We start from the raw sequence: 25,517 nt of genomic DNA, 5'->3' as shown, positions 1-25,517 counted from the left end.
GATCAGTGGGGAAACACGGTTACCACACTCTGGGATGTGAGTTCGTCGAGGTCGGTCAATGAACGCATCACCGGATCCGACAGTCAGTTAGAGAATACCACGCACATCATAGCCGCCGATTACGCTGCCGTCGGGCGATCGAACGAAGTCATACCTCAGATTTCTGTCGGTTACGATGACAGTATACTTTTTGCCTACGTTGCCCTGTGACTCCGTATGGCTGTTGCAGATCCTGTCACTGTCGGGGTATTGAGTCTTCATACAAGCAAAGAGACAAAGGCGATTTTGAACGCGGTCGAGGCACTGGGTCACGATACGGAATGGCTTCGAAACGAGAACACTGCCGTCAGCGTCACTGACGGTGAGGTCGTCCTCGAGCCGGACGTGGACGTCATCGCGAATCGGATGCTGCTGTCGAACACCGAACAGCCCGCTGAAGAACTCGGGCTTGCAAACACGTTCGCACAGCTGATGCCGATGTTGAACGAGCCGGCGACGGTGTTGACGGCAATGCATAAGCTCTCGACGGCGACGACGCTCGCCGCGAACGATGTCCAGACCCCCAACGTCACCCTCGCGCTCAACAGCGAACAGCTCAACGCCGCACGCGACCGCTACGGCGAGGAAGCAGTCTATAAAACAGCGATCGGCACTCACGGCGGCGGCACCTGGAAAGTCGGCCGCGACGAGCCGATCAACGCGAAAGTCGGCAACCGATACGCATTCTTGCAGGAACTGATCGACCGGGACGGGGCCAAACACCGAGACGTTCGCGTCTACGTCGTCGGTGGCGAGATCATCGGCGCGATGTACCGCTACGCACCCGACAACGACTGGCGAACCAACGTCGCCCTCGGCGGCTCCGTCGAAAACGCGACCGACGACCTCCCCGAAGAGGCTCGAGCGATGGCTCGACAGGCATCCAACGCCATCGGTCTCGACTACGCCGGCGTCGACCTTGTCGAAGGCGACGACGGTTGGTTCGTCCTCGAGGTCAACCCAACGGCGGGATTCAAGGGTCTGTACGAGGCGACTCACGTCAGTCCGGCACCCTACATCGCAAAGCTCGCGATCGAGCGCGCGGGCGGTGAAGTCGACGAAGAGCGCGTCCAGGAACTCTCGAACGTCCTCGATGACTCCCGGCCGACGGCCCAGCCGAGCCGGTCGTCCAAACCGGACGCCGAGCCGGCTGTGATCGGCTACACAGAGGAGATCGTCCTCTCGGGAACCAGCGGCTCGAAATCCGTGATGGCGAAATCCGACACCGGTGCGACGCGGACGAGTATCGACACTGGACTCGCGGCCGACATCGGGGCCGGCCCGATCAAATCCATCACGCGGATCCGCTCCGGCAGTAGCAAGACCGCAAAGAGTCGTCCCGTCGTCGACGTCGTCATCGGCGTCGGCGGGAACCAACACACCGTCACCGCAAGCGTCGAAGACCGCAGCCACATGGACTACCCCGTCATCCTCGGCCGCGACATCCTCGAGAACTACCAGGTCGATGTCAGCCGACGGACGGACAGCGACGCTCACGACACGCCCGAAGAAGAAGAGTAACGACCGTCGACGTCGCCACGTCGATCCGTCGCGACTCGATGGCGGCGAGCTCGAGTCACGAAGGACAGCCACTGGACGTTTCGATACTTTTCAGGAGTTTATTTTTTGTATGCAAAATCTAAACAGACGAAACGAAAAATAAGGTTGCCGCCGACGTACTAACGATCACCGATTCTGTGTGGTAGAGTAGACGGATTCACGATGAACGAGGAACATTCGAAACACAAACTCGATGTCGTAAATGGGTCTACCACCCAGCTCGAGACGACCTGAGAATTGTCGTTAATCAACGCCGGTGAACCCCAGCCAGACGACCACAACACTCGAATCGCCGGACGAGCAGTCCGTTGCTGATGGATGACTGTACCTCCCTCGAGGAGATCGCCCAGTCGGGTTCGGCGACGTACTCACTGGAGAGCAGGTGTCGACAGACGTATTGAATACACAGTATGACTTTATCACTGATAAAAACTCATGGATTCAGAAGATTGCTTTGGTTGGAGCGAAGAGTTCATTTCTGACTTAGAAAATCTTAATATGCGAAAGTAGTAATTGGTCAACGATGACTGGGTCTTCCCAAGACTGGTGGCCGAATCAGTTGAACTTAGAGGTTCTCGATCAGAACGCTCGTCCAGCCGGTCCGCTGGACGAAGAGTTCGACTACGCCGAGGAGTTCGAGAAACTCGATCTCGACGAAGTGAAAGCGGACATCGCCGAGGTGTTGACGACGTCCCAAGACTGGTGGCCTGCTGATTATGGCCATTACGGGCCACTCATTATCCGGATGGCGTGGCACAGCGCGGGTACGTACCGTACCAGCGACGGCCGCGGGGGCGCATCCGGTGGCCGACAGCGCTTTGCCCCGCTCAGCGCCTGGCCCGACAACGTCAACCTCGACAAGGCGCGACGGGTCCTCTGGCCAGTCAAGCAGAAGTACGGCCGCAGCCTTTCGTGGGCCGACCTGCTGGTCCTGTCCGGGAACGTCGCACTCGAGTCGATGGGCTTCGAGACGTACGGCTTCGCCGGCGGGCGCGATGACGACTTCGAGCCCGACAAGGCCGTCGACTGGGGTCCCGAAGAAGAAATGATGGGCGACGAGCGTCACGACGAGGAGGGCAACCTCGAGGGCGACGTCGCTGCTGACCACATGGGCCTCATTTACGTGAACCCTGAAGGGCCGGGCGGCGACCCCGATCCGGAGGAGTCGGCGAAGTACATCCGCCAGTCGTTCAAACGCATGGCGATGAACGACGAGGAAACCGTCGCGCTCATCGCCGGCGGACACGAGTTCGGGAAAGTCCACGGCGCTGCCCCCGACGACAACCTCGGTCCGGACCCGGAAGAGGCACCGATCGACATGCAGGGGCTGGGCTGGGACAACGAGTACGGCACCGGGAAAGGCGACGACACGATCACCAGCGGCCTCGAGGGGCCGTGGACCGAGTCACCGATCGAGTGGAACCACGACTTCCTCGAGAACCTGTTCGAGTACGAGTACGAACTGGACGAGAGCCCCGCCGGCGCCTACCAGTGGACGCCGGTCGACGAGGAGGCACAGGGCGCTGCGCCAGCCGCCCACGATCCCGACGGCAGCCAGACGCCCATGATGCTCACGACGGACCTCGCGCTCAAGGAGGATCCGGACTACCGTGAGATCGCCGAGCGCTTCTACGAGAACCCTGAAGAACTCGAGGAAGCCTTCGCGAAAGCCTGGTACAAGCTGATCCACCGCGACATGGGCCCGACAGAGCGGTTCCTCGGTCCGGAAGTTCCAGACGAGGAGTTCCTGTGGCAAGACCCCATCCCCGACGTCGACCACGAACTGATCGGCGACAAGGAGATCGCCGACCTCAAAACGGAGATTCTCGAGTCGGAGCTGTCCGTCTCCGAGCTGGTCAAGGCCGCCTGGGCGTCGGCGTCGACCTACCGCGACAGCGACAAGCGCGGTGGCGCAAACGGTGCCCGCGTCCGTCTGGAGCCCCAGAAGAACTGGGAAGTCAACGACCCCGAGGAGCTGGCGACGGTGCTTTCGATCCTCGAAGAGATCCAGGAAGACTTCAACAGCTCGCGATCCGACGACGTGCGGGTTTCGCTCGCTGACCTGATCGTTCTCGGTGGCTCCGCCGCCGTCGAACAGGCAGCTGCCGACGCCGGCTACGATGTCGAGGTGCCGTTCGAACCCGGCCGTACCGACGCCACGCAGGACCAGACTGACGTCGAGTCCTTCGAGTGGCTCGAGCCCGACGCTGACGGGTTCCGCAACTACTACACCGAGGGTGACGCGATGGACCGCACGCAGGAGGAGCTGCTGGTCGACAAGGCCGACCTTCTGACGCTGTCGGCTTCCGAGATGACGGCGCTGGTCGGCGGCATGCGCGCACTGAACGCCAACTACCAGAACTCCGATCTCGGTGTCTTCACCGACGAGCCGGAAACGTTGAACAACGACTTCTTCGAGACCGTCCTCGACATGGGCTACGAGTGGGAAGCGGCCTCGGAGGACGAAGCTGTCTTCGAGCTTCGCGACCGCGAAACGGGCGAGGTCGAATTCAAAGGTTCCCGCGTGGACCTCGTCTTCGGCTCGAACTCCCGACTTCGCGCCATCGCGGAGGTCTACGGCGCCGAGGACGGCGAGCAGAAGTTCGTCCAGGACTTCGTTGAGACGTGGAGCAAAGTGATGCAACTCGACCGCTTCGACCTCGAGTAACTCGGAACAGCACCCCGATCTGACCGAACCCGAGTCGGTCGCCGACTCGAGCAACGACGGCCGCTCGCTTTTCGACCACCGTCTTTTTGTCCACTCGAGCCTTCGAGCCACCGAGCATGGCCGACGCCGATCCTGATCCGGAGACCGTCCTCCGAGCCGACCCCGTGATGGCGGGCGTGATCGACCGCCGCGAGCCACATCCACTCGAGTCGAACCCGAACGAGTACGAACGCCTCTGCGTGTCGATCATCAACCAGCAGTTATCGACGGCGAGTGCGGCTGCCGTCCGCGAGCGTGTCTTCGACGTTCTCGGGGGAGACGTTACGCCCGAAGCCGTCCTCGAAGCGTCCAGAGCAGACCTGCTCGAGGCCGGGCTCTCGAGGACGAAAGCCGACTACGTCGAAAACGCCGCCCGTGCATTCCAAGAGCGCGATCTCACGCGGGCCGGCCTCGCCGGGTACACGAACGAAGCGGTCATCGCAGAACTCACCGAGATAACCGGGATCGGTGAGTGGACCGCCCATATGTACCTCATGTTCGTTCTCCAGCGACCGGACGTGTTGCCGCTCGGCGATCTGGCGATTCGACGCGGCATCGAATCGCTGTACAACGATGGGGCAGAACTGACGCGAGCCGAGATGCGAGACGTGGCCGAGCCGTGGCGGCCCTACCGCAGTCTCGCGTCGCGGTACATCTGGGCCGAGTACGAGGCCTGAGACGGTCTGCTGTCACTGTGTCCCGGCGGCACCGCTGGCGGGCGAGTACGCCGCCGGAACTGACGGACAGGAGTCCGTCTGCGTGCTCACTCGAGGTGGTGGTAGTCGAGTGCGTACCCTTCCTCGAGCGCCTCACGGACCGGCTCGCTCGGTTCGGCGACGCCCCGGCGTCGGATCGAGAGCCCGCGCTCGTCGGCCGAGACGATGAGGTTCTGTCGCCAATCCGGGTCCGTCTCCGGGAAATCCGTTCGATAGTGTGCACCGCGGGACTCGGTCCGCTCGAGGGCCGTCCGGAGCAACACCTCGGCGACGGTGAGGCTCATCGAGAGGTCGACGGCGTACTCGAACGATCGGGAGGTGCGGTCGCCGTCGATCTGGAGATCGGCTGTCCGCGCGCGCAGGTCCTCGAGATGGTCCAGCCCCTCACGGAGCCCGTCCTCGTTGCGGAGGATCCCGGCGTGGGTCCACAGCAGGTCGCCGAGTTCCTCGAGCAGCGTCTCGGGCGTGGCGTCGCCGTCGGCGGCGGCTAGCTCCGCGAGAGCGGCAAACTCGCGTTCGGCAAGCGCCCGCTGGCCGTCGGTGATCGTGGGCTCGTGGTCGGCTGCGGTGACCTGTTCGCTGACGTGCTCGCCGACGAGTTTACCGATCGCAACAGTTTCGGCCAGCGAGTTGCCACCGAGGCGGTTCGCCCCGTGGACGCCCGCGACCGCCTCACCGACGGCGTACAGTCCGTCGACGCCGGTCTCCCCTGTCCGGAAGTCGATATCGACGCCGCCCATCGTGTAGTGGGCCGTCGGCCCGACTTCCATCGGTTCCGCCGTGATATCGACGCCGAGTTTCTCGAACCGGTCGACCATCGTCGGCAGTCGCTCGCGAATGTACTTCGAATCGCGGTGGGAGATGTCGAGGTAGACGCCGCCGTGTTCGGTTCCCCGCCCTTCGCGGATCTCCGCTGCAATCGCTCGCGCGACCACGTCTCTGGCGTCGAGTTCCATCTGGTCCGGCGAGTACCGCTCCATGAACCGCTCGCCATCCGCGTTGTAGAGTCGGCCACCCTCTCCGCGGACGGCCTCCGTCACGAGTCGACCGTCCCACTCCTCGCCGTAGCGTTCTCCGACCATGCCGGTGGGGTGGAACTGGACGAACTCGGTGTCGAGCAGTCGGGCTCCCGCCTCGAGCGCCAGCGCCTGTGCGTCGCCGTTGTTCTCGTCGTCTCGCGAGGAGTGGCGCTGGTAGGCCGCCGAGAAGCCACCCGCCGCCAACACGACGTGGTTCGTTCGGAACAACAGCCCCTCGCCGGTCTCCATGTCGAAGCCGACCGCGCCGTCGACGCGCGTGCCGTCCGAGAGCAGCCGGGTGATCATCACGTTCTCGCGGTAGGGGATCTCGAGCGCTTTCGCGCGGTCGATCAGCGTCTCGAGCATGGCCTCGCCGGTTCGATCACCGACGAAACAGGTTCGACGATAGGACTGCGCGCCGAAGTATCGCTGGTTGATCGCCCCGTCGTCGGTTCGGGCGAACGACAGCCCCCATTCGTCGAGTTCGCGGATCCGGTCGGGCATGTGTTTGGTCGTCAGCTCGACGGCCTCCGGGTCGTTCAGATGGTGGCCTTCGTTCAGCGTGTCCGCGGCGTGAATGGGCCAGTCGTCTTCCGGATCGAGCGAGCCGAGCGCGGCGTTGATTCCGCCGGCGGCCCACGTCGTGTGGGCGTCGCCGTAATCGCGTTTACCGACGACGAGCGGCTCGAGACCCGACTCGGCCAGTTCGATGGCGACTCGAGCTCCGGCAGCGCCCGCCCCGATGACGAGCACCGATGTGGTGACGATGTCGGACGTGACCTCGTGGTCGCGGTCGTCAGCCTCGGCTCCGCCTTGTGGCAGTCGGCCGTCGATGCCGCCGGCATCGTCGGCCGCCGGTACACCGTGGTCAGCAGGCGGTATTTGTGTCATCACGAGAAGATATGGTCCGGTCGAGTAAAGCTCTCTCACCAAACTACGCAAGCAGCCGAAAGCGAGGCCGTTCGGACGCTACTCGAGGGGTTAGGTCCGATCAGTTCCGGAGTAGCGATGCGTTCCAGAACGGGTCAGTCAGCCGGGGACCTTGCCAGTCGCACCCGTTGCCGATTCGCTCGCTGGCCTCGTCCCGTGGAAGTCGACGGCCGGGCGGACGGTACCGTACCGACCCGCGTCACCGGTCGATCGCGCCTCGACGTTCGAGGGACTCTCCCTCGAGGTCGTCTGGAAGTTCCGGTTCGACGCTCGCCAGTCGCATTGCGTTGCCGGTCACGCCGAGGCTCATTCCCATGTCGCCGATGACGACCGCGTGGATCACGGTCACGATACCGAACGGCGCGCCGGCGGCGAGGACGGCCTTGACGCCCAGACTCGCCCAGATGTTCTGGCGAATAACGCCAGTTGCCTTGCTTGAGAGGGCAAAGAGATACGGTAGCCGCGTCAGATCGTCGCCCATCAGTGCGACGTCGGCCGTCTCGAGGGCCGTATCCGTGCCCGCAGCCCCCATCGCGATGCCGACATCTGCCGTCGCGAGCGCTGGCGCGTCGTTGATCCCGTCGCCGACCATGGCGACGTGGCCCGTCCCGTCCGCGCCGCCGTGGTCGTCCGCGAGCCGGTCGATCCACTCGAGTTTCTTGTCGGGGAGGAGTTCGGCGTGATACTCCTCGATACCGACGCTGTCGGCGATTGCGCGTGCGGTCCCCTCGTTGTCGCCAGTGAGCATCACGACGCGGACACCCTGTGCTTGCAGTCGCGAGACGGCCCACGCAGCGTCGGGACGCACGCGATCTGCGACGCCGATGACGCCGATCGGGCCGTCCTCGGTACCGACGATCACGACCGTCTTGCCCTCGGCCTCGAGGTCGGGAACGACCTCGCTCAGGACGTCCAGACAGCCCTCACGGTCACACTGGGGCCAGTCGGCGGGTGACTCGAGCGTCGTCCCTCCGTCGGTCGTCCGGTGAACGTGTGCTAAGTCGGCGAGATCATCGAAGAGGTCGGGCTTGCCGACGTAGTGGGTCGTCCCATCCACCTCGGCGCGGACGCCTTTCCCCGTCAAGGCCTCGAAGTTCGACACGTCGTGTTCGTCCGTCTCGGGAACGACGCCCTGTTCGTCGGCGTAGCCGACGATCGCCTGTCCGACCGGATGCTCGCTTCGCCGTTCGACGGCGTGTGCCCGCCGGAGAACAGTCTCCTCGTCGGCTCCTTCGAGCGGGATCACGTCGGTCACGGAGAGATCGCCCGTTGTCAGCGTCCCGGTCTTGTCGACCGCGAGGACGTCGGTTTCGCCGACGGACTCGAGGTGTCGCCCGCCTTTGATCAACACACCGTTTCGCGCGGCGCTGGTGATCCCCGAGACGACGCTAACTGGCGTCGAGATGACGAACGCGCAGGGACAGGCGATGACCAGCAACGTCAGTCCGCGGAGGAACCAGGTATTCCACGACGCCCCGACGAGCAGCGGCGGCCCGACGGCGACGGCAATCGCGAGCACGACGACGATCGGCGTGTAGACGCTCGCAAAGCGGTCGACGAACTGCTCGCGGTCGGTCTTCTCCCGTTCGGCGTCCTCGACCATGCTGACGATCCGTGCGATCGTCGACTCGTCGGCTTCGCTCTCGACGTCGACCTCGAGATAGCCCGACTCGAGGATCGTCCCCGCAAAGACCTCGTCACCCGCGGCCTTATCGGCGGGGACGCTTTCGCCCGTAATCGGTGACTGGTCGATCGCGCTCTCGCCCTCGAGAACGGTTCCGTCAGCCGGAATCTTCTCACCTGGCCGGACCACGACTGTGTCGCCGACCGCGAGGTCATCAGCCGGAATCGTTTCCTCGCTGCCGTCTGCGCGCTTGATCGTCGCCGTCTCCGGCGAGAGATCCATCAGTTCCCGCAGCGAGTCACGAGCCCGATCCATCGAGAACCGCTCGAGCAACTCGGCGATCGAAAACAGCACTGCGAGCATCGCCCCCTCGAAGGGGTGATGAGCCGCCACGCTGGCGACGATCCCGACGCTCATCAGGAAGTCGATGTCGAGACTCCGGTTGCGCGCGGAGTAGTAGCCGTTCCGCAAGATTGGCGTCCCGGAGACTAGTGCGGCGACGATGAACAGGAGGTGTGACAGCGCGTAGGTGCGGCCGGCGACGGTCCCGAGCGTCGGATCGAGCGCCGGGACGACAAATGAGAGTGCCATCCCGACCGTGACGATCGCGGCACCGATCGCGGTCCCGATGGCTCGGCGGCTCTGCCAGATCGGCTGTTCGTCGACAACGGCATCGGTGCCGTCCTGAAGAGGCGTCGCGTCGTAGCCGGCAGCGCCGATCGCGTCGGCGACCGACTCGGGGTCGGTCTCGTCGGTGACCGAGACGGTGACACGGCCCGACGTTGGCCGCGTCTCGATCTCGCCGACGCCGTCGGCGCTCTCGAGTGCGTTCTCCACTTTGCTGGCACACGAGGCACAGTCCATGTCGGGGACCGACAGCGTCAGTTCGGACGCCGAGTCGACGATTTCGTAGCCCGCCGCACGGACCCGCTCGCGGATTTCGGCGTCGCTCGTTTGCGTGGGGTCGTACTCGACGACGAGTCGGCCACTCGTCACCCGCGGCTCGATCCCGTCGATCCCCGCCAACCGCTCGACGCTGTTTGTCACCTTCCCGGCACAGGACGGACAGTCCATCTCGGGCACCCGTAACTCGAGCGTGCGACTCGAGTCGGGCGGCGCCGACGGCGATGACTCACTCATTACGAGTCAGTAATCACTCGTGGACCATACGGGTTATTTGGCGTGCGCCAACTCGGGGCCGGGTTCATCTCGGTCAGTAGCAGCTGAACCCGACTCGCTCACAGCTCAGCCGGTAGTGCCTCGAGCGATTGATCGTCGGCGACGAACGCCGTGGCGAGGCTGGCTTCGGCCCGCCGAAGCCGGTAGGAGAGCGTCGATCGGGGCACGTCCAGTCGCTCGGCGAGTTCAGAGAGATCGATCCGCCGGGGAGTCTCGTAGTAGCCGTACTCGACGGCCGCCTGCAACGCATCCCGTTGTTCGCTCGGGAGCGGTTGGTCGTGGTCGGACTCGATCCCGTTGCGTTCGGGGTCGAGTTCCGTCAGCCGCAGCATCTCCATGCCCGCACACTCGCCGACTTCCTCGCCCAACGCGTCGAAGAACTCGTGTATCGGCGCGTCGCTGCCCAGCACGATTCGCCAGCGGTACCGGCGCCCTTCGCGGTAGGTCTCGAACAACAGCCCCTCGCCGAGATACTCGAGGGCGACGTGGGGGACCGACGTACAGATCTCGGTGCGATCCCAGTAGGTGTAGACTACCAGCGTGTCACTCGAGCGGTCGAGTACCTGTACCTCGCAGTCTGCGCCGCAATCGTCTTTGACGAGACAGTCCGCGAAGAAGTCCGCATTTTTATAGGCGTCCTCGAGCGCCTCGAGTGCCTCCGGTGGCCCCTCGGCGTGGTCGACCCGCCAGAGGCTGTCTTCGGTGACGTGACACGACAGCGACCGGATCGACGCCGCCGGGTGGTCGGCGAGGACGTCGGCGACCGGATTCGCATCCGGCTCGTACTCGAGGGCGAAGACGAACTCTCTCATACTAGTGCACACGTGGTCACTCGGAATAGGGTTCCCGGTCACCGACCGAACGACAGTCCAGTTCGACCGAAAGATCGCTCTGCGAACGCCCTCCCTCCACGATCCGAGCGAGTTCGGCCCGTATCCGCACGCTCTGTTGGTTCGCCATCACTTCGTTATCAGTACGTGATGTCTGACGTGGTGTTCATTGTACCGTGTCAGTACTTTTTTCGTGCTTATGGCGGGAAGATACAACACATCTGACGGACAACAGCAAGGTGGGTTCGACGGGCGGAGAATCAATCGTCGTCGATTCCTCGCTCTCACCGGGACGACGGCCGGCGCACTCACGATCGGGTCGAATCCGGTAACTGCGGATACGGAGTACCAAGAGGTGACGGATGTCTCCGGGTTCCGTTGCGACCATCCGCAGTTCACGTGCGGTCGCGAAGTGACTGCCGCCGACGGGATGGTGTCGACGGTCGACCCGATCGCCGGTGGCGTCGCGGCGCGCGTCCTTCGGGAGGGCGGGAACGCGGTCGACGCCGCGATCGCACTCCAGTACGTCCTGACCGTCACGCAACCCCACGGGTCGGGCATCGGCGGCGGCGGGTTCATGGTCATCTACGACGCCGAGTCGGATTCGGTCGACGTCGTCAACAGCCGCGAGCGCGCGTCCCAAGGGGCGACACCCGACATGTTCCTCGACGATCAGGGGACCGAGCTCGACTTCGACCGGGCGATCCAGACCGGCGAGTCGATGGGTGTGCCCGGCACGGTGAAGGGGCTCGAGACGGCACGCAAACGGTACGGGAGCAAGCCGCGCCAGCGGCTGATCACCCCGGCGATCGACCTCGCCCGCAACGGCTTCACCGTCGACTGGTTCCTCGCAGAACAGATCGCGAACAACACCTGGAAGTTCAACGACGCGGCCCTCGACACCTTCAGCGACGAGCGCGGGACCCTCTACGACGAGGGAGACACGATGACGAACCTCGACCTGGCGGAGACCCTCGAACAGATCAAACGCGACGGTTCGGAGGCCTTCTACGAAGGACCCATCGCCGAGGATCTCGCGGCCGAAATCCAGCGCCACGCCAGAGATCCTGATCGCGCCGTCGACGCGAACGACATCGCGAACTACGACGTCACGCTCGACGAGCCGGTCCGTACAGAGTGGCGCGATGTCGAGCTCGTCGGCCAGCCGCTTCCGAGTTCCGGACCAACGGTTGTGGCGATGGTCCTCCGAATGCTCGAGCACCTCGGTATCGACGAGCACGCTCTCCGATCGCCCGAAATGTACCACCTGATCGCCCAGGCAACGATCGTCGCCTGGGGCGATCGAATGGAGTACATGGGCGATCCCGAATTCATCGACGACCCAACCGACGCGCTGCTCTCGGACGAGTACTTGCAGGAGCGAGCGAATCTGATCGAACTTGGGCGGTCGGTCATGGGCGACACCGAGGGATGCTTTGGCGGCGGTAATCCGGAGCAAATCCACGATAACGGCCAGACGACGCACTTTTCGGTCGTCGATCAGTGGGGCAACGCGGTCTCGTACACGTCGACGATCGAGCAGTTCATGGGGTCGGGCAAGATGGTCCCTGGACGCGGGTTCATGATCAACAACGAACTCACGGACTTCGACTTCGCGCCGGGCGGTGCGAACCAGCCGAACGGCTGGAAGCGCCCGCTGAGCAGTATGAGTCCGACGATGGTCCTTCGGGACGGGCGGCCGGAGTTCACCGCCGGGTCGCCCGGCGGCTGGTCGATTATCTCGACGACGCTGCAGACGATCCTGTACCGGTACGTCTACGGCCTCGACCCGCTAGAGGCGGTCACGGAGCCGAACATCTACACCCACTACTGCGGCGGGATTGGCTGGGACGACGGCGTCCCGCCCGAGGCTCGCGAAACCACTGCCGCCTGGGGCCTGGAATGGGACGAGTCACCCAGCACCCTCGGCAACGTCCAGGTCATCGACATCGGTGAGGACGAACTCACCGGCGCGGCCGATCCGAACCGTAGCGGCCAGGCCGTCGGACTCGATCGGGTCGGCCGCGATCGCGGACGCGACTGAGGTATTCGGCTGTCCACCGGACCGAGGTTTCGGCACGCGTTCGCGGGGATTCACCCGAATTCGAGGGCAGTCCACGACTGACGCCGTGGTAACCTGACCCGAGCGCCGAAGCCGCCGCACACCAACGGATTTCCTCCTTGGAAACGTACGTCGTCCCAATGACGTTTCCACCGGTCGCGGGCCCGCTCCATGAGTTCTGGTCGTTCTACCGCGGCTACACGCACACAGCGATCCACACCGCCGCGACCGCCGCGCTAGCCATCTTCGGCATCCTCGTCTTCGTCGACCCGTGGTTCGCGGCGCTCGCGATCGGGTCGTACGTTCTCCCGCCCGTCATCCTGTACGTGTTCGAGCCCAGTTTCGCACCCAAGAAGGGACCCACGTCGCCGGACGAGTCGGACCTCAGCGAGCCGGAGCGATCGGCCACGCCGCGAGCGCACGCGAACAGCGTCGATCGAAGTCCGCCGAGTGGTGGGAACGGTGATACCGACACTGATTCCGATCGGGTCGGTGGAGACACTGACACCGATTCTGATCGGGACGATGGGGATTCCGATTCGGATACTGACGATGGGGACACTGACTCCGACAGCAACGACGGAGATTCCGACTCCGACAGTGACGGATGACGGAACCCGATCGAGAACGAGGGCGTTGCCGATGGCCGAGAGCGTGCTCGGCGAGATTCGCCGAGCACGCGATCCGGGGGAGGGCAGGCTGTGTCAGTGGATACAGCCGCTAGCGAGCCCGCAGGGCGAGCGAGCGGGCCGACGACTGATGTAAACGAACGACTGTAAGGAGTGAGAGAACGGAAGGAGGAGTGCTTTTCATCGAAGCTGAGCGGGATCGAAGATCCCGCGAGGTCCAAAAGAGCGCGAAGCGCTCTTTTGAAGATTTTGCCGAGTGGGGTCGCAGAGCGACCCCACGCAGAGCAAAAGTTCGTCTCTAGAAGCCCTTGCCGAGCAGTTCGCGCGCGATGATGTTCTTCTGGATCTCGGTCGTCCCCTCGTAGATCTGGGTGATCTTCGAGTCGCGATAGAGTCGCTCGACGGGGAAGTCGTTGACGTAGCCCGCACCGCCGTGGATCTGGACGGCCTCGTTCGCGGCGTCGACGGCAACCCGTGAGGCGTACTCCTTGGCCATCGAGGCGAGTTTGGTGATATTCTCGCCCTGATCGACCTTCCAGGCGGCCTTGTACGTCAGGTTCCGAGCAGCCTCGGTCTCCGTCGCGATGTCAGCGAGTTTGTGCTGGACAGCCTGGAACTCGCTGATCGGCTGGCCGAACTGTTCGCGGTCCTGGGCGTACTCGAGGGCTTCGCGCAGTGCCCCTTTCGCGATACCGACGCCCTGTGCGGCGACGCCGGTCCGAGTGGCGTCGAAGAACTGCATCTGCTGCATGAAGGCGGCGTCGCGGGTGCCGATCAGGTTCTCCTCGGGAACGCGGACGTCGTCGAGGATGAGTTCGGCCGTGTCCGAGGCACGGATGCCCATCTTGCCGGTGATCTTGTCGGCCGAGAAGCCGTCGCGGTCGGACTCGACGACGATCTGGCTGAAGCCGTTGTAGCGTCCCTCGGCGTCGGGGTTGGTCTTACACAGCATGACGAAGAAGTCGCCGACGGTCCCGTTGGTGATCCACATCTTGTTGCCGTTGATCACCCACTCGTCGCCATCTTTCTCTGCGCGCGTGGAAACTGAGGAGACGTCCGAGCCGGTGTCGGGTTCAGAGATTGCCGCCCCCGAAATCTTCTCGCCCATGGCGACGGGCTCTAAGAAGCGCTCTTTCTGGTCTTCGGTCCCGAACTCCTGAATGGCTTCGGTCCCGAACGAACACGCCATGATCGAGAGCGCGATGCCGGGGTCGTAGGAGAACAGTTCCTCGGCGATGAGGACCGTCTCGAGCGTCGAGTAGCCCGCGCCGCCGTACTCGACGGGGATCGAGGAGCCGACCAGTCCCATCTTGGCGGCCTCGTCGACGAGCTCGTGGGGGAACGTCTCCTCTTCGTCGTACTTTTCGGCGTTCGGGACGATTTCGTTCTCGGCGAACCGCCTGACCTCGTCGCGAATCTGTTCCTGTTCTTCGGTGAGACCGAATTCCATGCCAACGAGTTCCGAGGCCAGCGGTAAAGAGCTTTGTAACCGACAGTAAACAAAACTATAGTTTTCTTTAGGAAATAGGGAAACGTTGAAACCCGTGCCGATTGGAACTGTGACCATGGAGCTGGAAGACATCAACACCGTCGCAGTTCTCGGCGCAGGAAATATGGGCCACGGTATCGCGGAGGTCGTCGCGATGGCTGGCTACGACGTCAACCTACGTGATATCAACGACGAGTTCGTCCAGAACGGATACGAACAGATCGAGTGGTCGCTCGACAAGCTCGCCGAGAACGACCAGCTTACCCAGGAGGAAGCCGACGCCACCTTAGCGCGGATCACGCCGCTCGTCGACATGGCAGAGGCCTGTGGCGACGCCGACGTCGTCATCGAGGCCGTCCCCGAAAAGATGGAAATCAAACAGGACGTCTACGAGGAACTCGAGTCGGTCGCCCCCGACGACGCGATCTTCGCGACGAACACCTCGAGTCTCTCGATCACGGATCTCTCCGAGTTCACGGACCGAGCCGACGCCTTCTGTGGGATGCACTTTTTCAACCCGCCGATCCGGATGGATCTCGTCGAGGTTATCTCCGGTGCACACACCGACGACGCCACGCTCGACATCGTCGAGGCCCTTGCGGAGGACATCGGAAAGACCCCGGTCCGCGTCCGCAAGGACGTCCCCGGTTTCATCGTCAACCGCATTCTCGTTCCGCTGATGAACGAAGCCGCGTGGCTCGTCGAAGACGACGTCGCCACCATCGAAGCGGTCGACGCGACGACGAAGTTCGACATCGGGCTTCCGATGGGGAGTTTCGAACTCGCGGACTACGTCGGTATCGACGTCGGCTATCACGTCCTCGAGTACATGCACGAGGTCGCGGGCGACCGCTACGAGCCGTGCCCGCTGATGAACAAAAAGGTCGAAAACGAAGAGTTCGGCCAGAAGTCCGGCAAAGGATTCTACGACTACGAGGACGGAGACGGCGCGGACGTCTCGATGGATGACGACCTGTTCAGCGAGACGGTCAAAGAACGCCTGCTCGCCGTCCTCGCGAACGAAGTCGCCTACCTCGTCGGAGATGACGTCGCCTCACCCGAAGAGATCGACACCGCGGTCAAACTCGGCGGTCGCTGGCCGAAAGGCCCCGCGAAGTTCGCCGACGAGTACGGCGTCGCCGAACTCGCTGACGCACTCGAGGCTGCCTACGAGGAGACCGACCACCCACGCTACGAGCCGTTCGACCACCTCGCCACCGTCGCCGACGAAGGTGGGTTCTACGACGGCGCGGACGAGGAAAACGGCGCAGTGGAGTTCGACACGATCGAACTGACCTATCCCGGCGACAAGGTCGCACAGATCGAACTCAACCGGCCCCAGCAGATGAACTCCATCAGCCTGGAGCTCATCGAGGAACTCGACGCCGCGATCGACCGCCTCGAGGACGACGATAGCGTTCGTGCACTCCTGCTGACGGGTGCCGGCTCGAAGGCGTTCTCCGCAGGCGCGGACTTCATGAGTATCGCCGGCGGCGGAGCGGATCCGTTCGACGCGGTCGAACTTTCCAAGTACGGTCAGGAGACGTTCGGTCGCCTCGAGGAGATCGAAATGCCGGTCGTCGCTGCCATCGACGGCTACTGTCTCGGCGGCGGGATGGAACTTGCAACCTGTGCCGACGTCCGGATCGCGACCTCGCGCTCTGAGTTCGGCCAGCCCGAGTTCAACCTCGGTCTGCTCCCGGGGTGGGGCGGCACCCAGCGCCTCCAGCGCATCGTCGGCATGGGCCGTGCAAAGGAAATCATCTTCACCGCAGACCGGTCCCCGGCCGAGGAGATGGCCGAGTTCGGCTTCGTCAACGAGGTCGTCGAACCCGACGAGTTCGAGTCGGCTGCACAGAACTACGCTGCGAAACTCGCCGGTGGCCCGCCACTCGCGATGCGCTTTACGAAGCGTGCGATGCACAAAGGCTGGGACAACCACGAAGCCGGCCTCGAGGTCGAGTCGATGGGCTTCGGTCACGTCGTCAACTCAGAGGACGTCCACGAGGGTATCAACGCGTTCTTCGGCGACGACGACCCCGAGTTCGAAGGTAAGTAACTCGCCTGCTGCCTTCGACACCCGATCTCGTTTTATCGTACCAACAACGGTGACACGCGCCGTTGAACACTGATTGGCGTCTCGGGGAGAACCGTTCCGGCAACGGCCCGAGACAACCGATCCCGCTAGCAGTGGCGCTCCCACGACCGGTCGCGAGATTTATCATCCGGAGGGACTATTGGTAAGTCGTGGCTTCAATCGATGACGAGGACAAAGGGGACAACCGATGAGTGAGACACTCGAGGTACTCGTCGTAGATGACGAGGCTCGCCTCGCAGATCTGTTTGCCGCATGGCTCGAGACCGAATGGGTCGTCGACACAGCCTACGACGGTGACGAGGCGCTCGAAAAGATGCTCGACTCCGTTGAGGTCGTCTTGCTGGATCGGCGAATGCCAGGCCTGTCCGGCGACGAGGTCCTTTCGCAGATCAGAGACCACGGCTACGACTCGCGGGTCGTGATGGTAACCGCAGTCGACCCGGACTTCGATATCATCGAGATGGGCTTCGACGATTACCTCGTCAAACCGGTTTCGAAGGACGAACTCGTCACGATCGTCGACGACGTGGCCAGCCGATCGGAGTATGAATCGGACATTCGGAAGTACTACGCGCTCGTCTCGAAAAAAGCCCTGCTGGAATCCGAGAAGGTCGAACGCGAACTCGCGAACAACGACGAGTATCGAGAACTCTGTGCGCGTGTCACGGAACTCCGGGATCGTGTCGACGGGACGATCTCAGAAATGAAATCTCACGATGAGTTCGTTGGAGCGTTCGAAGACCTCCAATCAGAGAACTGACCACATCGCCATCGAACTCGAAGCCAACCCTTCTCCTCGCCCCTTCGTTCTCTCGACCGCGGCCCATCCGCGTGCTCGGCAGTGACTGTCTCGAACGCCGAGTATCGGTGTCCCGTCGATACTGACGGCGACGTCTGATTCGGTTTACGGCGCTTGCCCGTAGATCAGGTTGCGCTGAATCTCGTTTGCCCCCTCGTAGATGACGGGAATTCGGGCGTCGCGGAACACGCGGGCGATCCGACGCTCGTCGAGAACGGAGCGACCGCCGTGAAACTGCATCCCCTGTTCGGAAACGGCCGTCGCCGCCTCCGTCGCGTTCGTCTTCGATAGCGCCGCCCAGTAGCCAGCGTGCTCACCGGTTTCGACCTTTTCGCAGGCCCGCCAGGTGAGCGCTCGAGCGCGCTCGAACTCGATGAGCATATCCGAAAGGCCGTGTTGAACTGCCTGAAACTCGTTGATCGTTCGGCCGAACTCCTCGCGGTCGTGGACGAAGGCCCAGGTCTCTTCGATGGCGGCCGCGGCGAGACCCAGGCTGTGGCCGGAGACGATGATTCGACCGTGGTTGAAAAACTCCGCGAGCATCATGAAGCCGGCTCCCTCGTGGCCGATCAGGTTCGATTCGGGAATCCGGCAGTCGTCGAACTCGATGTGGGCTTGCTTCGAGGCGCGCATCGCCATCTTCTCGGGGATGTGTTCGGCCTCGTAGCCGTCGGTGTCGGTGGGGACGATGAACATCGAGTGGTTGCCGTACCGGTTGTCCTCGTCCTCACCCGTCCGGGCGTAGACCGTCACCCAATCGGCTTCGACACCGTTACCGATCCAGTACTTCTCGCCGTTTAAGACGTACTCGTCGCCGTCTTTCTCGGCCGTGGTCTGCATTCCGGCGAGGTCACTTCCCGTCTCCGGTTCCGATACGGCGAGCCCCGAGCGCTGTGTGCCTTCCGCGACCGGTCGGATGTACTCCTCGCATTGCTCGTCGGTGCCGTACTTATAAGTGATCTCACAGCCGAAACTCGCCAGTTGCAGAGTCAGTGCGATCCCGGCATCGGCCCGGTAGAACTCCTCCGTCAGCGCGAGCAACTGCGGGAGGTCGAGCCCGCGGCCACCCCACTCCTCGGGGATGTCCTGTGCGACGAGATTTGCTTTTTGGCCTGCTTCGAGGATCTCTTCGGGGTACGTTCCGGCCTGAAAGTGTTCCTGCGCGTTCGGTTCGATGTGTTCGCGCGCGAACTCACGCGCCTCGGCTTTGATGTCGCGTGCGTGTTCCGGGACGATGCTGTCCTCGAGTAGTTCCATAACCTGTCACACGGTCGCACTGTGGATATAGCCGCGGGGCAACTGTGCAAGCCTCGAGCGACCGCCGACGGAAACCAGGACGGAGCTATAGTAGCCACTGAACGTCAATCAACACCTGATCACACTCGAGTCGTCCAGCGTCGTGGACCCCTCCCACCCCACTGGTTCCGCTGTTAGCGGTGAGACGACTGCATCACCCCCGTAGGAGGGGGTAATTTGTAGATAGTGATGAACGGCTTGCGGATACAGTTTTTAGCAATCGTACTTAATTCTATACTATTTCTCTTGACCGATATGAGCGGGCATCCGGACCGGGATGAACGAGGTCGGTAGCCCCTGAAGCCACTAACAGCGGAACCAGTGGGGTGGGGGTGTAACACACAGTCCCCCGTAACAGCGGAAGTAGTGGGGTCGAGTGTAGTCAGATTAATTGGGGTCGATTGAGTGAACAGCCGAGCCAATTGGGAGAGTCAACGTTCGGAAAACCAGCAAAGGCATGAGAGAAAGGACACACAACAGAATCAAAACTGACGGTCACGCAGCGGTATCTAACAGCTCCGACAGTCCGGCTTTCACGCTCGAGACCGACTGATCCAACTCGTGTTGTTTGTACTTTCCGCCGCCCTTGCCGCGATTGACCTGCGTCGAAGAGATGATGCCGAGTGTCTCGAGTTCGGCGAGATACTCACGCACCGCACGGTCGGAGACGGGATCGTTCCCCTCGCGTTCACACAGCATCTCGTATGGCTCACGGACGTCACGGGTGCGCGCCGGCGTCTGCCCCCGTTCTTCTAAGATCGTCAACGCCCACAGGACGAGTTGGCCGTGCATCGAGTAGTTGCTGATCCCTTCGACCACCTGATCGGTCTGAAGTCGCTCTCTGGCTTCGCGGACGTGGGCTTCCGTCACCAACTCGGCGTTGGTTTCACGGGCGATGTCGCCACTCTCGAGTAAGAGATCGAGTGCCTGTCGTGCGTCACCGGAATCTTTCGCGCCGTAGGCGGCACACATCTCGATGACGCCGTCGTCGAGGACGTCGTCTTCGAACGCGACTGCCTCACGCTGGCGGAGCACTTCACAGAGTTCGGTCGCGTCGTAGGCGCTGAACGAGACTTCCTTCTCGCAGAGACTCGAGCGGACTTTCGAGCTGAGCTGATTTCGGAAATCGAGGTCGTTTGAGATGCCGATTACGCCAAGTCGTGCAGCCGTTACGTCGCCGTTCGAGCGTGCTCGCGGGAGTTTGTAGAGGAGACTGTCGTCACGAATGTGATCGACCTCGTCGAGAACGATGAGGACGGTGCCACCGAGTGCATCGAGTTCGTCGAACAGGAATTGGTAAACCGACGCCTGCGGATAGCCGGTGTTCGAGATCTGATTTGCGGGATCACGGAGTTCGTTGACGAGCGCGACGGCCGTCTGGTAACTGGAGTTGAGACCGTCGCAGTTGATTTCGACCGTATGGAGTTCGAGCCCATCGACCTTCCCGGCGTCGCGCTCGAGCAGTTGGAGGAGAAATCGGGTTGCGGCGGTTTTCCCGACGCCGCTTTTCCCGTACAGAAAGATGTTCGAGGGCGTCTCACCTTCGATGACGGGTTGCAGTGCCGCATGATACTGCCTGAGTTCTTCGTCCCGGCCGACCAGTTCGTCGGGTGTCCACTCCTCTAAGAGTGCTTCACGCTCTTTGAAGATGCTCCCAGTCGGCTTGAAGCTAAAATCCGACATTGTGTAGGATGTCTCGGCGGACGGCTTTATCCTTTGGTTCCGCTGCTTCCGCTGTATCCAATGAATTATATAGTAGCAACCCCACCACTTCCGGTGTTACGTCGAACGCACTCGAGCACAGCCCGTCGCTCGAGCGACTCGATTTCGAGTAGCGGCTGTGTTGACCACCAGCGAGAGGGTATCGGAGGCCGGCACCCGCTCGAGTGCTCAGCCAGCGAATCCCGAGAGCAACCACTCGTCGCCGTCCTCGTCCCCGATACTCGGGGCGCTGACGAGGACGAACGCGCTCTCCTCGTCGCCGTTTCGGATCTGACGTGTCGACTCCGGCGGGAGCCAGAGGGCGTCTCCGGTTTCCATCGCGACCGGTTCGTCGTCGACGACCACCGTTGCTTCGCCTTCGATGAGCACGTAGACCTCCTCGTGATCGTTGTCCGTGTGGTCGTGTGGCTTGCTGTTCCACCCCGGATCACACCGTGCTACCGTCACACCCACCTGCTCGGTCTCGAGTGGATCACTCAGGAAATGCATCGCACTCGAGACCTGCTCGACCTCCTCGTAGTTGACCTTCCGATAGCTCATGCCCGACCCTTGGATGGGCAAACGGTAAAACAATACTGTTCGCTCGAAGTGAGTGATAAATTCGGTGCCCAAATCGAGAAATATCGATCGACAGCTGTTCAGCCAGCTAGACGACCGAACGGGCTCGCTGACGGACGACGAACAGCGCCGTCACGAATCGCTGGCAACCTCTGCTTTAGTTGTCCTGCGAGATCGGATCGAAGCTGTCGACCGGAATCACCGAGTAATCCACCGTCAGCGCGTCCTTGGTCGCTCGGATCTTGCCGACGAACGTCGAGATGTCTTCGAGTTCGCCTTCGAGAACGAACAGTTCCATACAGTAGTGGTCCCCGACGTGGCTGTGAAAGTTCGAGGCGACGAGATCCTCGTGTTCGTGGCGGAGATGCATCATCCGCTCTTCGACGCTGGTCGTCTCGTAGTCGAACAACACCGTGACGATGCCCATTAGCTCACGGTCCTCGAGACGGGTGTCTTCGAACTCGCCGAGCAGATTCCGAGAGGCCTCCCGGACGACTTCGCTCCGGCCGGTGTAGCCGTGTTCGTCCGCGAACTGATCGAGTCGCTTGAGGAGTTCGTCCGGCATCGAGACGCTTACGACTGCCATATAATAACTCGACGGCCATTATCTATTAAGGCTTATCATGGATCCCGGGTCGATCGATCTCGAACCGTGAAAACCGGCATCCGAAAGGGAGTCTGCACTGATCAGAACGATTATCTGACACACCACTATCTGAGACGATCGATGTCACACCGACAACTGAACCGAGGTCCGAATCGATGTAGGGTCGTCGCGTGGTCGGGTGTGTACTGACGGAAAGTGGCGACGGAGACTCGGTAGCTGCGTCTCCCGATCGAGTGCCAAGACCGGGTCGAGGCCAGTGTCGAAACGAAAGTTTACTAGACAGTTTTCTGGCTCCAACGTGACCAGTAGGTATGTACCTCCCCCATCAGACGTGGCCAGATCTCGGTGAGTACGTCGCAAACGAATCGCTCGCGGTTGTCCCGCTCGGATCGACCGAACAGCACGGCCCCCATCTGCCGGAGGGGACCGACTACATGATCGCCGAAGCGCTCGCCCGCGAGGCAACCGAACGGACGGGCCATCTCTGTACGCCACCGATCCCGATTGGAGTCAGTTCCCACCACCGGCAGTTTCACGGAACGATGTGGATCGAGGCGCCGGTGTTTCGAGATTTCGTGGAGAGCTTTTCGCGGAATCTCACCTACCACGGTATCGACCGGATCGTCTACGTCAACGCCCACGGTGGCAACGTCGACCATCTCCGGGAGGTCGGCCGCCGTCTCCACGACGACGCCACGGCCTATGCCATCGAGTGGATGTGGGACGAATCGATCCCCGGCCTGATCGAGGAGGTCTTCGAGACCCCCGGACCCCACGGCGGCCCCAAGGAAACTGCCATGATCATGCACATCGCCGAAACGCTCGTCCGCGAAGACCGCCTCGAGGACGCTCGTGACGGCGGTACCGTCTTCGATTACGACGCCGAACGCGTCCACGGCGCGACCACCTTCTACGATGCAATCGAAAACAGTCAGAACGGCGTTTTCGGCGACCAAACAGATGCGACGCCCGAAATCGGCACCCAGCTGTTCGAGGCCGCTTCGGAACAGCTCGTGAGATTACTCGAGTGGCTCGACGACCAGCCGCTCGAGGACCTCCTGCCGGAACCACACGTCGATCCGCAGCCTGATAGAGGCACATAGGCTCGCTCCCGGAAGCTGCAGGTCCAGTCTAGCTAACCACTCATTACCAAAACAGTCATTCATGTTAAATATATGGCAGTCAATGTGCGCTACTGTCGACCTAATTCATATCACTTGTCGTGATCTACAGTGACGTATCTATCGAATTCGACGGCTTGTAACGTTCTCACCGGGATTCTATCGCATCAGCCGTCGCTCGTGAACCGATCGACTGTGCACGGATGTACTCAATGGATCTGACCCTCGCTATGGATGGGAAGCGGCGGATCAGTCGGGACACGATCATGAAAGGAACTCGGTAGATACGACGGCGTGATGCTCCCCGAACTGGACAGCGCCACAGCGTGATCGATCACTCAAAGCGCGGCATCGACAGCAATTGTCGTTTATCGCTAGCGGGCGAGACAGTCATCACACCGCTTCCTGTTTAGTCTTCTCAGTCTATCTGTTGCTTCCACCATCGTTTCGTTATGATCCACTGGACGTACAATTCGGGATAACGGATACTTCAATCGAGGCGCCGTCTTCGGCTATGATTGGTTGTTTTCACTACATTTTGATAGGCACTCAATTACAAAGCACGGGGCACAACAACGATGTTCACACATGCTACAGCAACAACCCGCCCAACAAGTTCCCGACTGGCTACAAGATCCGGCCGCAGAACTCGTCACGTTCCTCCCGCGATTGATCGGTGCGTTGGTGATCCTCTTCGTCGGCTGGATCGTCGGTCGCATCGCCGCGCGAGCCGTTCGACGGCTCGCCGATGGAATTGAACTCGACAGAATGGTTCTCGAGACCCCGCTCGGCCGCATACTCGGCGGCACGGAACGAGCCGTCTCTAGCGCGTTCGGCTCGCTCGCGAAATGGTTCGTCTACGGCATCGCCATCCTCGCGGCCGCCAACGCGCTCGCGATCCAACTCCTCTCAGAGTGGATCTCGACGGCAGTAGCTTACTTGCCGGCCTTCATCGCCGGCCTGCTTGTCATTGTCATCGGATTCGTTGTCGCCGACTTCATCGGTGACGTTATCGAGCGGACGCGAGCGGCGACCAAAACAGCCTACGCGAGCTGGTTCGCCAACGGCGCACGGATGTTCCTGTACTTTACGGCGATCGTCATCGGCCTCGATACGATGGGGATCGACGTCGGCATCCTCTACGTCTTCGCGCGAGCACTTGCGTGGGGACTCGCCGCAGCGGTCGCCATCGGTGCCGGCATCGCTTTCGGCTGGGGTGGCAAAGACTACGTCGCCGAGAACATCGACCGGTGGATGGGACGTACTGTCACCGTCACACCGGACGAGGAGGCTTCAGGCGGACGAACGACCGGGGGCGACCGTCCAGCCAGCGGTCAGTCCTCTCGTTCCGACCGTGAACCTGGATCCGAACCCGGTCCAAGCGACGACGACTGATTCGATCGACATTCCCCGTCAGTCGGCAGCCGACCGGACCCGCGGCGCGTCGTCGGGTTCCTCCCGAGGAAAGAGCGGTTTGACCGGGACGATGACGAATGATTTGACGAGTCGGTCCTTCGATGGCCGCCATTTCTCGAGTCGCACTAGCGAGTGCGTGTCGGCGTAACAGTCCTCGAGTCGGTCGAGTGCGGCTTCGAACGCGTCTCGGTCGAACTGGTCGGCCGGGACGGGGTCGGTGGTTACCGCGATACCCCCTAACCGTGCGTACACGTCGAGACGGCCCTCAAAGACGTGTTCGAGTTCCTCGATATGGTCGTGAACCTCGCCAAACGGGAGGTGATCGTCGCGCGTCGGAAGAGAGACATATGCCTGATAGCGATCGGGTTGGCCCGTCACGTGTCGCTTCCAGAGTCGTTTCAGGAACTGCACGAATCGTCCTCCGAATTCGGATCGACGTTCGGCCACATTCGTTCTCACGTTCGTCTCGTCGGCACTGGTAATACGTCCTTTGTTGTCGGCCGCAACCAACCGACGACTGCCTCCCTGCCAATCGATCGCGATCGGTTCGCGAGAGTTTTGTACAACGACCGACTACCGTTGTCAAGCCATGACTCGTCCGTTCTCTGTCTCCGCTGTCTTGCGACTCGCCGGCGCTGTTTCGATCATCGCTGTCGGCATCACAATTAATACTGGCTTGGACGCACCGTTTCGATTGCTTCTGGGGCTCGGATTGACAGCCCTTGGAGTCGCCGTGATCGCTCGTTCCGCTCAGAACTACAGCGTCGACCGACTCCGTCTGGCGACCCAGCGCTGGTGGGCGGTCGCGTTCGTCAGCTTTCTCCCGTACGCGCTGGTTGCGGCTCCCGCGAGCGACTCGGCGGCGGCCGTTGGAGAGACGGTTGCCAGCCCCGCCCTCTCACTCGCACTCGAGTCGGTCGCTGCCGCAGTGGTCTGCTGTGCGGTGGCACTAACAGTTCTTTACGGCTTCGCTCAGTACGGGATTCATCCGGGTCGACCCTCCCCCGAAAAGCGCATTCTTGTCGACGCCGACGGGCGGGACGAGTAGCGACGCTCCTCCGACCCTCGGCTGTCGTCGCGTTCGCGAACCGGCACTGGATGCGTTGCGTGCACGCT

The 25,517-nt window shown here is 62.1% G+C and carries 19 protein-coding genes; 10 read left to right on the top strand and 9 right to left on the bottom strand.

Translation table 11 applies throughout. From position 1 onward, the window contains the following. Positions 1-216: 216 nt before the first annotated feature. From GCU68_RS10540 to GCU68_RS10530, 3 genes are all read left to right on the top strand, one after another. Positions 217-1,560 carry a RimK family alpha-L-glutamate ligase gene (locus tag GCU68_RS10540; RefSeq protein ID WP_152941418.1) on the top strand — a complete coding sequence of 448 codons (1,344 nt, stop codon included), beginning with the start codon at positions 217-219 and terminating at the stop codon, positions 1,558-1,560. Positions 1,561-2,122: 562 nt separating this feature from the next. Next, positions 2,123-4,267, top strand: coding sequence for a catalase/peroxidase HPI (gene katG / locus GCU68_RS10535; protein ID WP_152941415.1), 2,145 nt, complete (start codon positions 2,123-2,125; stop codon positions 4,265-4,267). Between the two features lie 116 nt (positions 4,268-4,383). After that, positions 4,384-4,983: a DNA-3-methyladenine glycosylase family protein gene (locus GCU68_RS10530; protein ID WP_152941413.1), complete on the top strand. Its 600-nt coding sequence runs from the start codon at positions 4,384-4,386 to the stop codon at positions 4,981-4,983. 86 nt (positions 4,984-5,069) lie between these two features. On the opposite strand, the gene GCU68_RS10525 is transcribed toward GCU68_RS10530, so the two are convergent. From GCU68_RS10525 to GCU68_RS10515, 3 genes are all read right to left on the bottom strand, one after another. Continuing rightward, the gene (locus GCU68_RS10525; RefSeq protein ID WP_152941412.1) at positions 5,070-6,932 is read right to left on the bottom strand and encodes an L-aspartate oxidase; all 1,863 of its coding nucleotides are present in this window, start codon (positions 6,930-6,932) and stop codon (positions 5,070-5,072) included. Between the two features lie 238 nt (positions 6,933-7,170). Then, positions 7,171-9,735: a heavy metal translocating P-type ATPase gene (locus GCU68_RS10520; protein ID WP_152941410.1), complete on the bottom strand. Its 2,565-nt coding sequence runs from the start codon at positions 9,733-9,735 to the stop codon at positions 7,171-7,173. A 98-nt stretch (positions 9,736-9,833) separates the two neighbouring features. Continuing rightward, a complete protein-coding gene (locus GCU68_RS10515; RefSeq protein WP_152941408.1) occupies positions 9,834-10,586 on the bottom strand; it encodes a helix-turn-helix domain-containing protein in 753 nt (250 codons plus the stop codon). Between the two features lie 217 nt (positions 10,587-10,803). Between GCU68_RS10515 and ggt the strand changes: the two genes are divergently transcribed. Continuing rightward, entirely contained in the window at positions 10,804-12,648 is a 1,845-nt protein-coding gene (gene ggt / locus GCU68_RS10510; RefSeq protein WP_152941406.1) for a gamma-glutamyltransferase, read from the top strand. Between the two features lie 158 nt (positions 12,649-12,806). Next, positions 12,807-13,277, top strand: a complete 471-nt coding sequence (locus GCU68_RS10505) for a hypothetical protein (protein WP_152941404.1) — start codon at positions 12,807-12,809, stop codon at positions 13,275-13,277. A gap of 316 nt (positions 13,278-13,593) precedes the next feature. On the opposite strand, the gene GCU68_RS10500 is transcribed toward GCU68_RS10505, so the two are convergent. Further along, on the bottom strand, positions 13,594-14,745 hold the full coding sequence (locus GCU68_RS10500) for an acyl-CoA dehydrogenase family protein (RefSeq protein WP_152941402.1): 1,152 nt from the start codon (positions 14,743-14,745) through the stop codon (positions 13,594-13,596). Positions 14,746-14,860: 115 nt separating this feature from the next. Here GCU68_RS10500 and GCU68_RS10495 point away from each other — a divergent pair, with 115 nt between their 5' ends. Further along, complete coding sequence (locus GCU68_RS10495) at positions 14,861-16,843, top strand: 3-hydroxyacyl-CoA dehydrogenase/enoyl-CoA hydratase family protein (RefSeq protein WP_152941400.1); 1,983 nt, start codon at positions 14,861-14,863, stop codon at positions 16,841-16,843. A gap of 226 nt (positions 16,844-17,069) precedes the next feature. Further along, the gene (locus tag GCU68_RS10490; protein WP_152941398.1) at positions 17,070-17,642 is read left to right on the top strand and encodes a HalX domain-containing protein; all 573 of its coding nucleotides are present in this window, start codon (positions 17,070-17,072) and stop codon (positions 17,640-17,642) included. Positions 17,643-17,786: 144 nt separating this feature from the next. On the opposite strand, the gene GCU68_RS10485 is transcribed toward GCU68_RS10490, so the two are convergent. The 4 genes from GCU68_RS10485 to nikR all read right to left on the bottom strand — a co-directional run bounded on the left by GCU68_RS10485 (position 17,787) and on the right by nikR (position 21,843). Beyond that, on the bottom strand, positions 17,787-18,938 hold the full coding sequence (locus GCU68_RS10485; RefSeq protein WP_152941396.1) for an acyl-CoA dehydrogenase family protein: 1,152 nt from the start codon (positions 18,936-18,938) through the stop codon (positions 17,787-17,789). Between the two features lie 534 nt (positions 18,939-19,472). After that, a complete protein-coding gene (locus GCU68_RS10480) occupies positions 19,473-20,660 on the bottom strand; it encodes an orc1/cdc6 family replication initiation protein (RefSeq protein ID WP_152941394.1) in 1,188 nt (395 codons plus the stop codon). Between the two features lie 207 nt (positions 20,661-20,867). Then, positions 20,868-21,239: a cupin domain-containing protein gene (locus tag GCU68_RS10475; RefSeq protein WP_152941392.1), complete on the bottom strand. Its 372-nt coding sequence runs from the start codon at positions 21,237-21,239 to the stop codon at positions 20,868-20,870. A 175-nt stretch (positions 21,240-21,414) separates the two neighbouring features. Further along, positions 21,415-21,843 (bottom strand): nickel-responsive transcriptional regulator NikR, encoded by a 429-nt coding sequence (gene nikR, locus GCU68_RS10470; RefSeq protein ID WP_152941390.1) that lies wholly within the window; start codon positions 21,841-21,843, stop codon positions 21,415-21,417. A gap of 332 nt (positions 21,844-22,175) precedes the next feature. On the opposite strand from nikR, the gene GCU68_RS10465 reads away from it, so the two are divergent. After that, complete coding sequence (locus tag GCU68_RS10465) at positions 22,176-22,967, top strand: creatininase family protein (RefSeq protein WP_152941388.1); 792 nt, start codon at positions 22,176-22,178, stop codon at positions 22,965-22,967. A gap of 606 nt (positions 22,968-23,573) precedes the next feature. After that, complete coding sequence (locus GCU68_RS10460) at positions 23,574-24,380, top strand: mechanosensitive ion channel family protein (protein WP_152941386.1); 807 nt, start codon at positions 23,574-23,576, stop codon at positions 24,378-24,380. A gap of 18 nt (positions 24,381-24,398) precedes the next feature. On the opposite strand, the gene GCU68_RS10455 is transcribed toward GCU68_RS10460, so the two are convergent. Continuing rightward, positions 24,399-24,812 (bottom strand): hypothetical protein, encoded by a 414-nt coding sequence (locus tag GCU68_RS10455; protein ID WP_152941384.1) that lies wholly within the window; start codon positions 24,810-24,812, stop codon positions 24,399-24,401. A gap of 178 nt (positions 24,813-24,990) precedes the next feature. On the opposite strand from GCU68_RS10455, the gene GCU68_RS10450 reads away from it, so the two are divergent. Further along, complete coding sequence (locus GCU68_RS10450; protein ID WP_152941382.1) at positions 24,991-25,449, top strand: DUF1467 domain-containing protein; 459 nt, start codon at positions 24,991-24,993, stop codon at positions 25,447-25,449. Positions 25,450-25,517: the final 68 nt, after the last annotated feature.

Source organism: Natronorubrum aibiense, from assembly GCF_009392895.1.
Taxonomy (GTDB): Archaea; Halobacteriota; Halobacteria; order Halobacteriales; family Natrialbaceae; genus Natronorubrum; species Natronorubrum aibiense.
This window is presented reverse-complemented; position numbering and strand designations above follow the sequence as displayed.

What these genes read in the sequence shown, in the direction of transcription:
- GCU68_RS10540 (WP_152941418.1), top strand. Translation starts at nt 217, where the DNA reads ATGGCTGTTGCAGATCCTGTCACTGTCGGGGTATTGAGTCTTCATACA.
- katG (WP_152941415.1), top strand. Translation starts at nt 2,123, where the DNA reads ATGACTGGGTCTTCCCAAGACTGGTGGCCGAATCAGTTGAACTTAGAG.
- GCU68_RS10530 (WP_152941413.1), top strand. Translation starts at nt 4,384, where the DNA reads ATGGCCGACGCCGATCCTGATCCGGAGACCGTCCTCCGAGCCGACCCC.
- GCU68_RS10525 (WP_152941412.1), bottom strand. Translation starts at nt 6,932, where the DNA reads ATGACACAAATACCGCCTGCTGACCACGGTGTACCGGCGGCCGACGAT.
- GCU68_RS10520 (WP_152941410.1), bottom strand. Translation starts at nt 9,735, where the DNA reads ATGAGTGAGTCATCGCCGTCGGCGCCGCCCGACTCGAGTCGCACGCTC.
- GCU68_RS10515 (WP_152941408.1), bottom strand. Translation starts at nt 10,586, where the DNA reads ATGAGAGAGTTCGTCTTCGCCCTCGAGTACGAGCCGGATGCGAATCCG.
- ggt (WP_152941406.1), top strand. Translation starts at nt 10,804, where the DNA reads ATGGCGGGAAGATACAACACATCTGACGGACAACAGCAAGGTGGGTTC.
- GCU68_RS10505 (WP_152941404.1), top strand. Translation starts at nt 12,807, where the DNA reads ATGACGTTTCCACCGGTCGCGGGCCCGCTCCATGAGTTCTGGTCGTTC.
- GCU68_RS10500 (WP_152941402.1), bottom strand. Translation starts at nt 14,745, where the DNA reads ATGGAATTCGGTCTCACCGAAGAACAGGAACAGATTCGCGACGAGGTC.
- GCU68_RS10495 (WP_152941400.1), top strand. Translation starts at nt 14,861, where the DNA reads ATGGAGCTGGAAGACATCAACACCGTCGCAGTTCTCGGCGCAGGAAAT.
- GCU68_RS10490 (WP_152941398.1), top strand. Translation starts at nt 17,070, where the DNA reads ATGAGTGAGACACTCGAGGTACTCGTCGTAGATGACGAGGCTCGCCTC.
- GCU68_RS10485 (WP_152941396.1), bottom strand. Translation starts at nt 18,938, where the DNA reads ATGGAACTACTCGAGGACAGCATCGTCCCGGAACACGCACGCGACATC.
- GCU68_RS10480 (WP_152941394.1), bottom strand. Translation starts at nt 20,660, where the DNA reads ATGTCGGATTTTAGCTTCAAGCCGACTGGGAGCATCTTCAAAGAGCGT.
- GCU68_RS10475 (WP_152941392.1), bottom strand. Translation starts at nt 21,239, where the DNA reads ATGAGCTATCGGAAGGTCAACTACGAGGAGGTCGAGCAGGTCTCGAGT.
- nikR (WP_152941390.1), bottom strand. Translation starts at nt 21,843, where the DNA reads ATGGCAGTCGTAAGCGTCTCGATGCCGGACGAACTCCTCAAGCGACTC.
- GCU68_RS10465 (WP_152941388.1), top strand. Translation starts at nt 22,176, where the DNA reads ATGTACCTCCCCCATCAGACGTGGCCAGATCTCGGTGAGTACGTCGCA.
- GCU68_RS10460 (WP_152941386.1), top strand. Translation starts at nt 23,574, where the DNA reads ATGCTACAGCAACAACCCGCCCAACAAGTTCCCGACTGGCTACAAGAT.
- GCU68_RS10450 (WP_152941382.1), top strand. Translation starts at nt 24,991, where the DNA reads ATGACTCGTCCGTTCTCTGTCTCCGCTGTCTTGCGACTCGCCGGCGCT.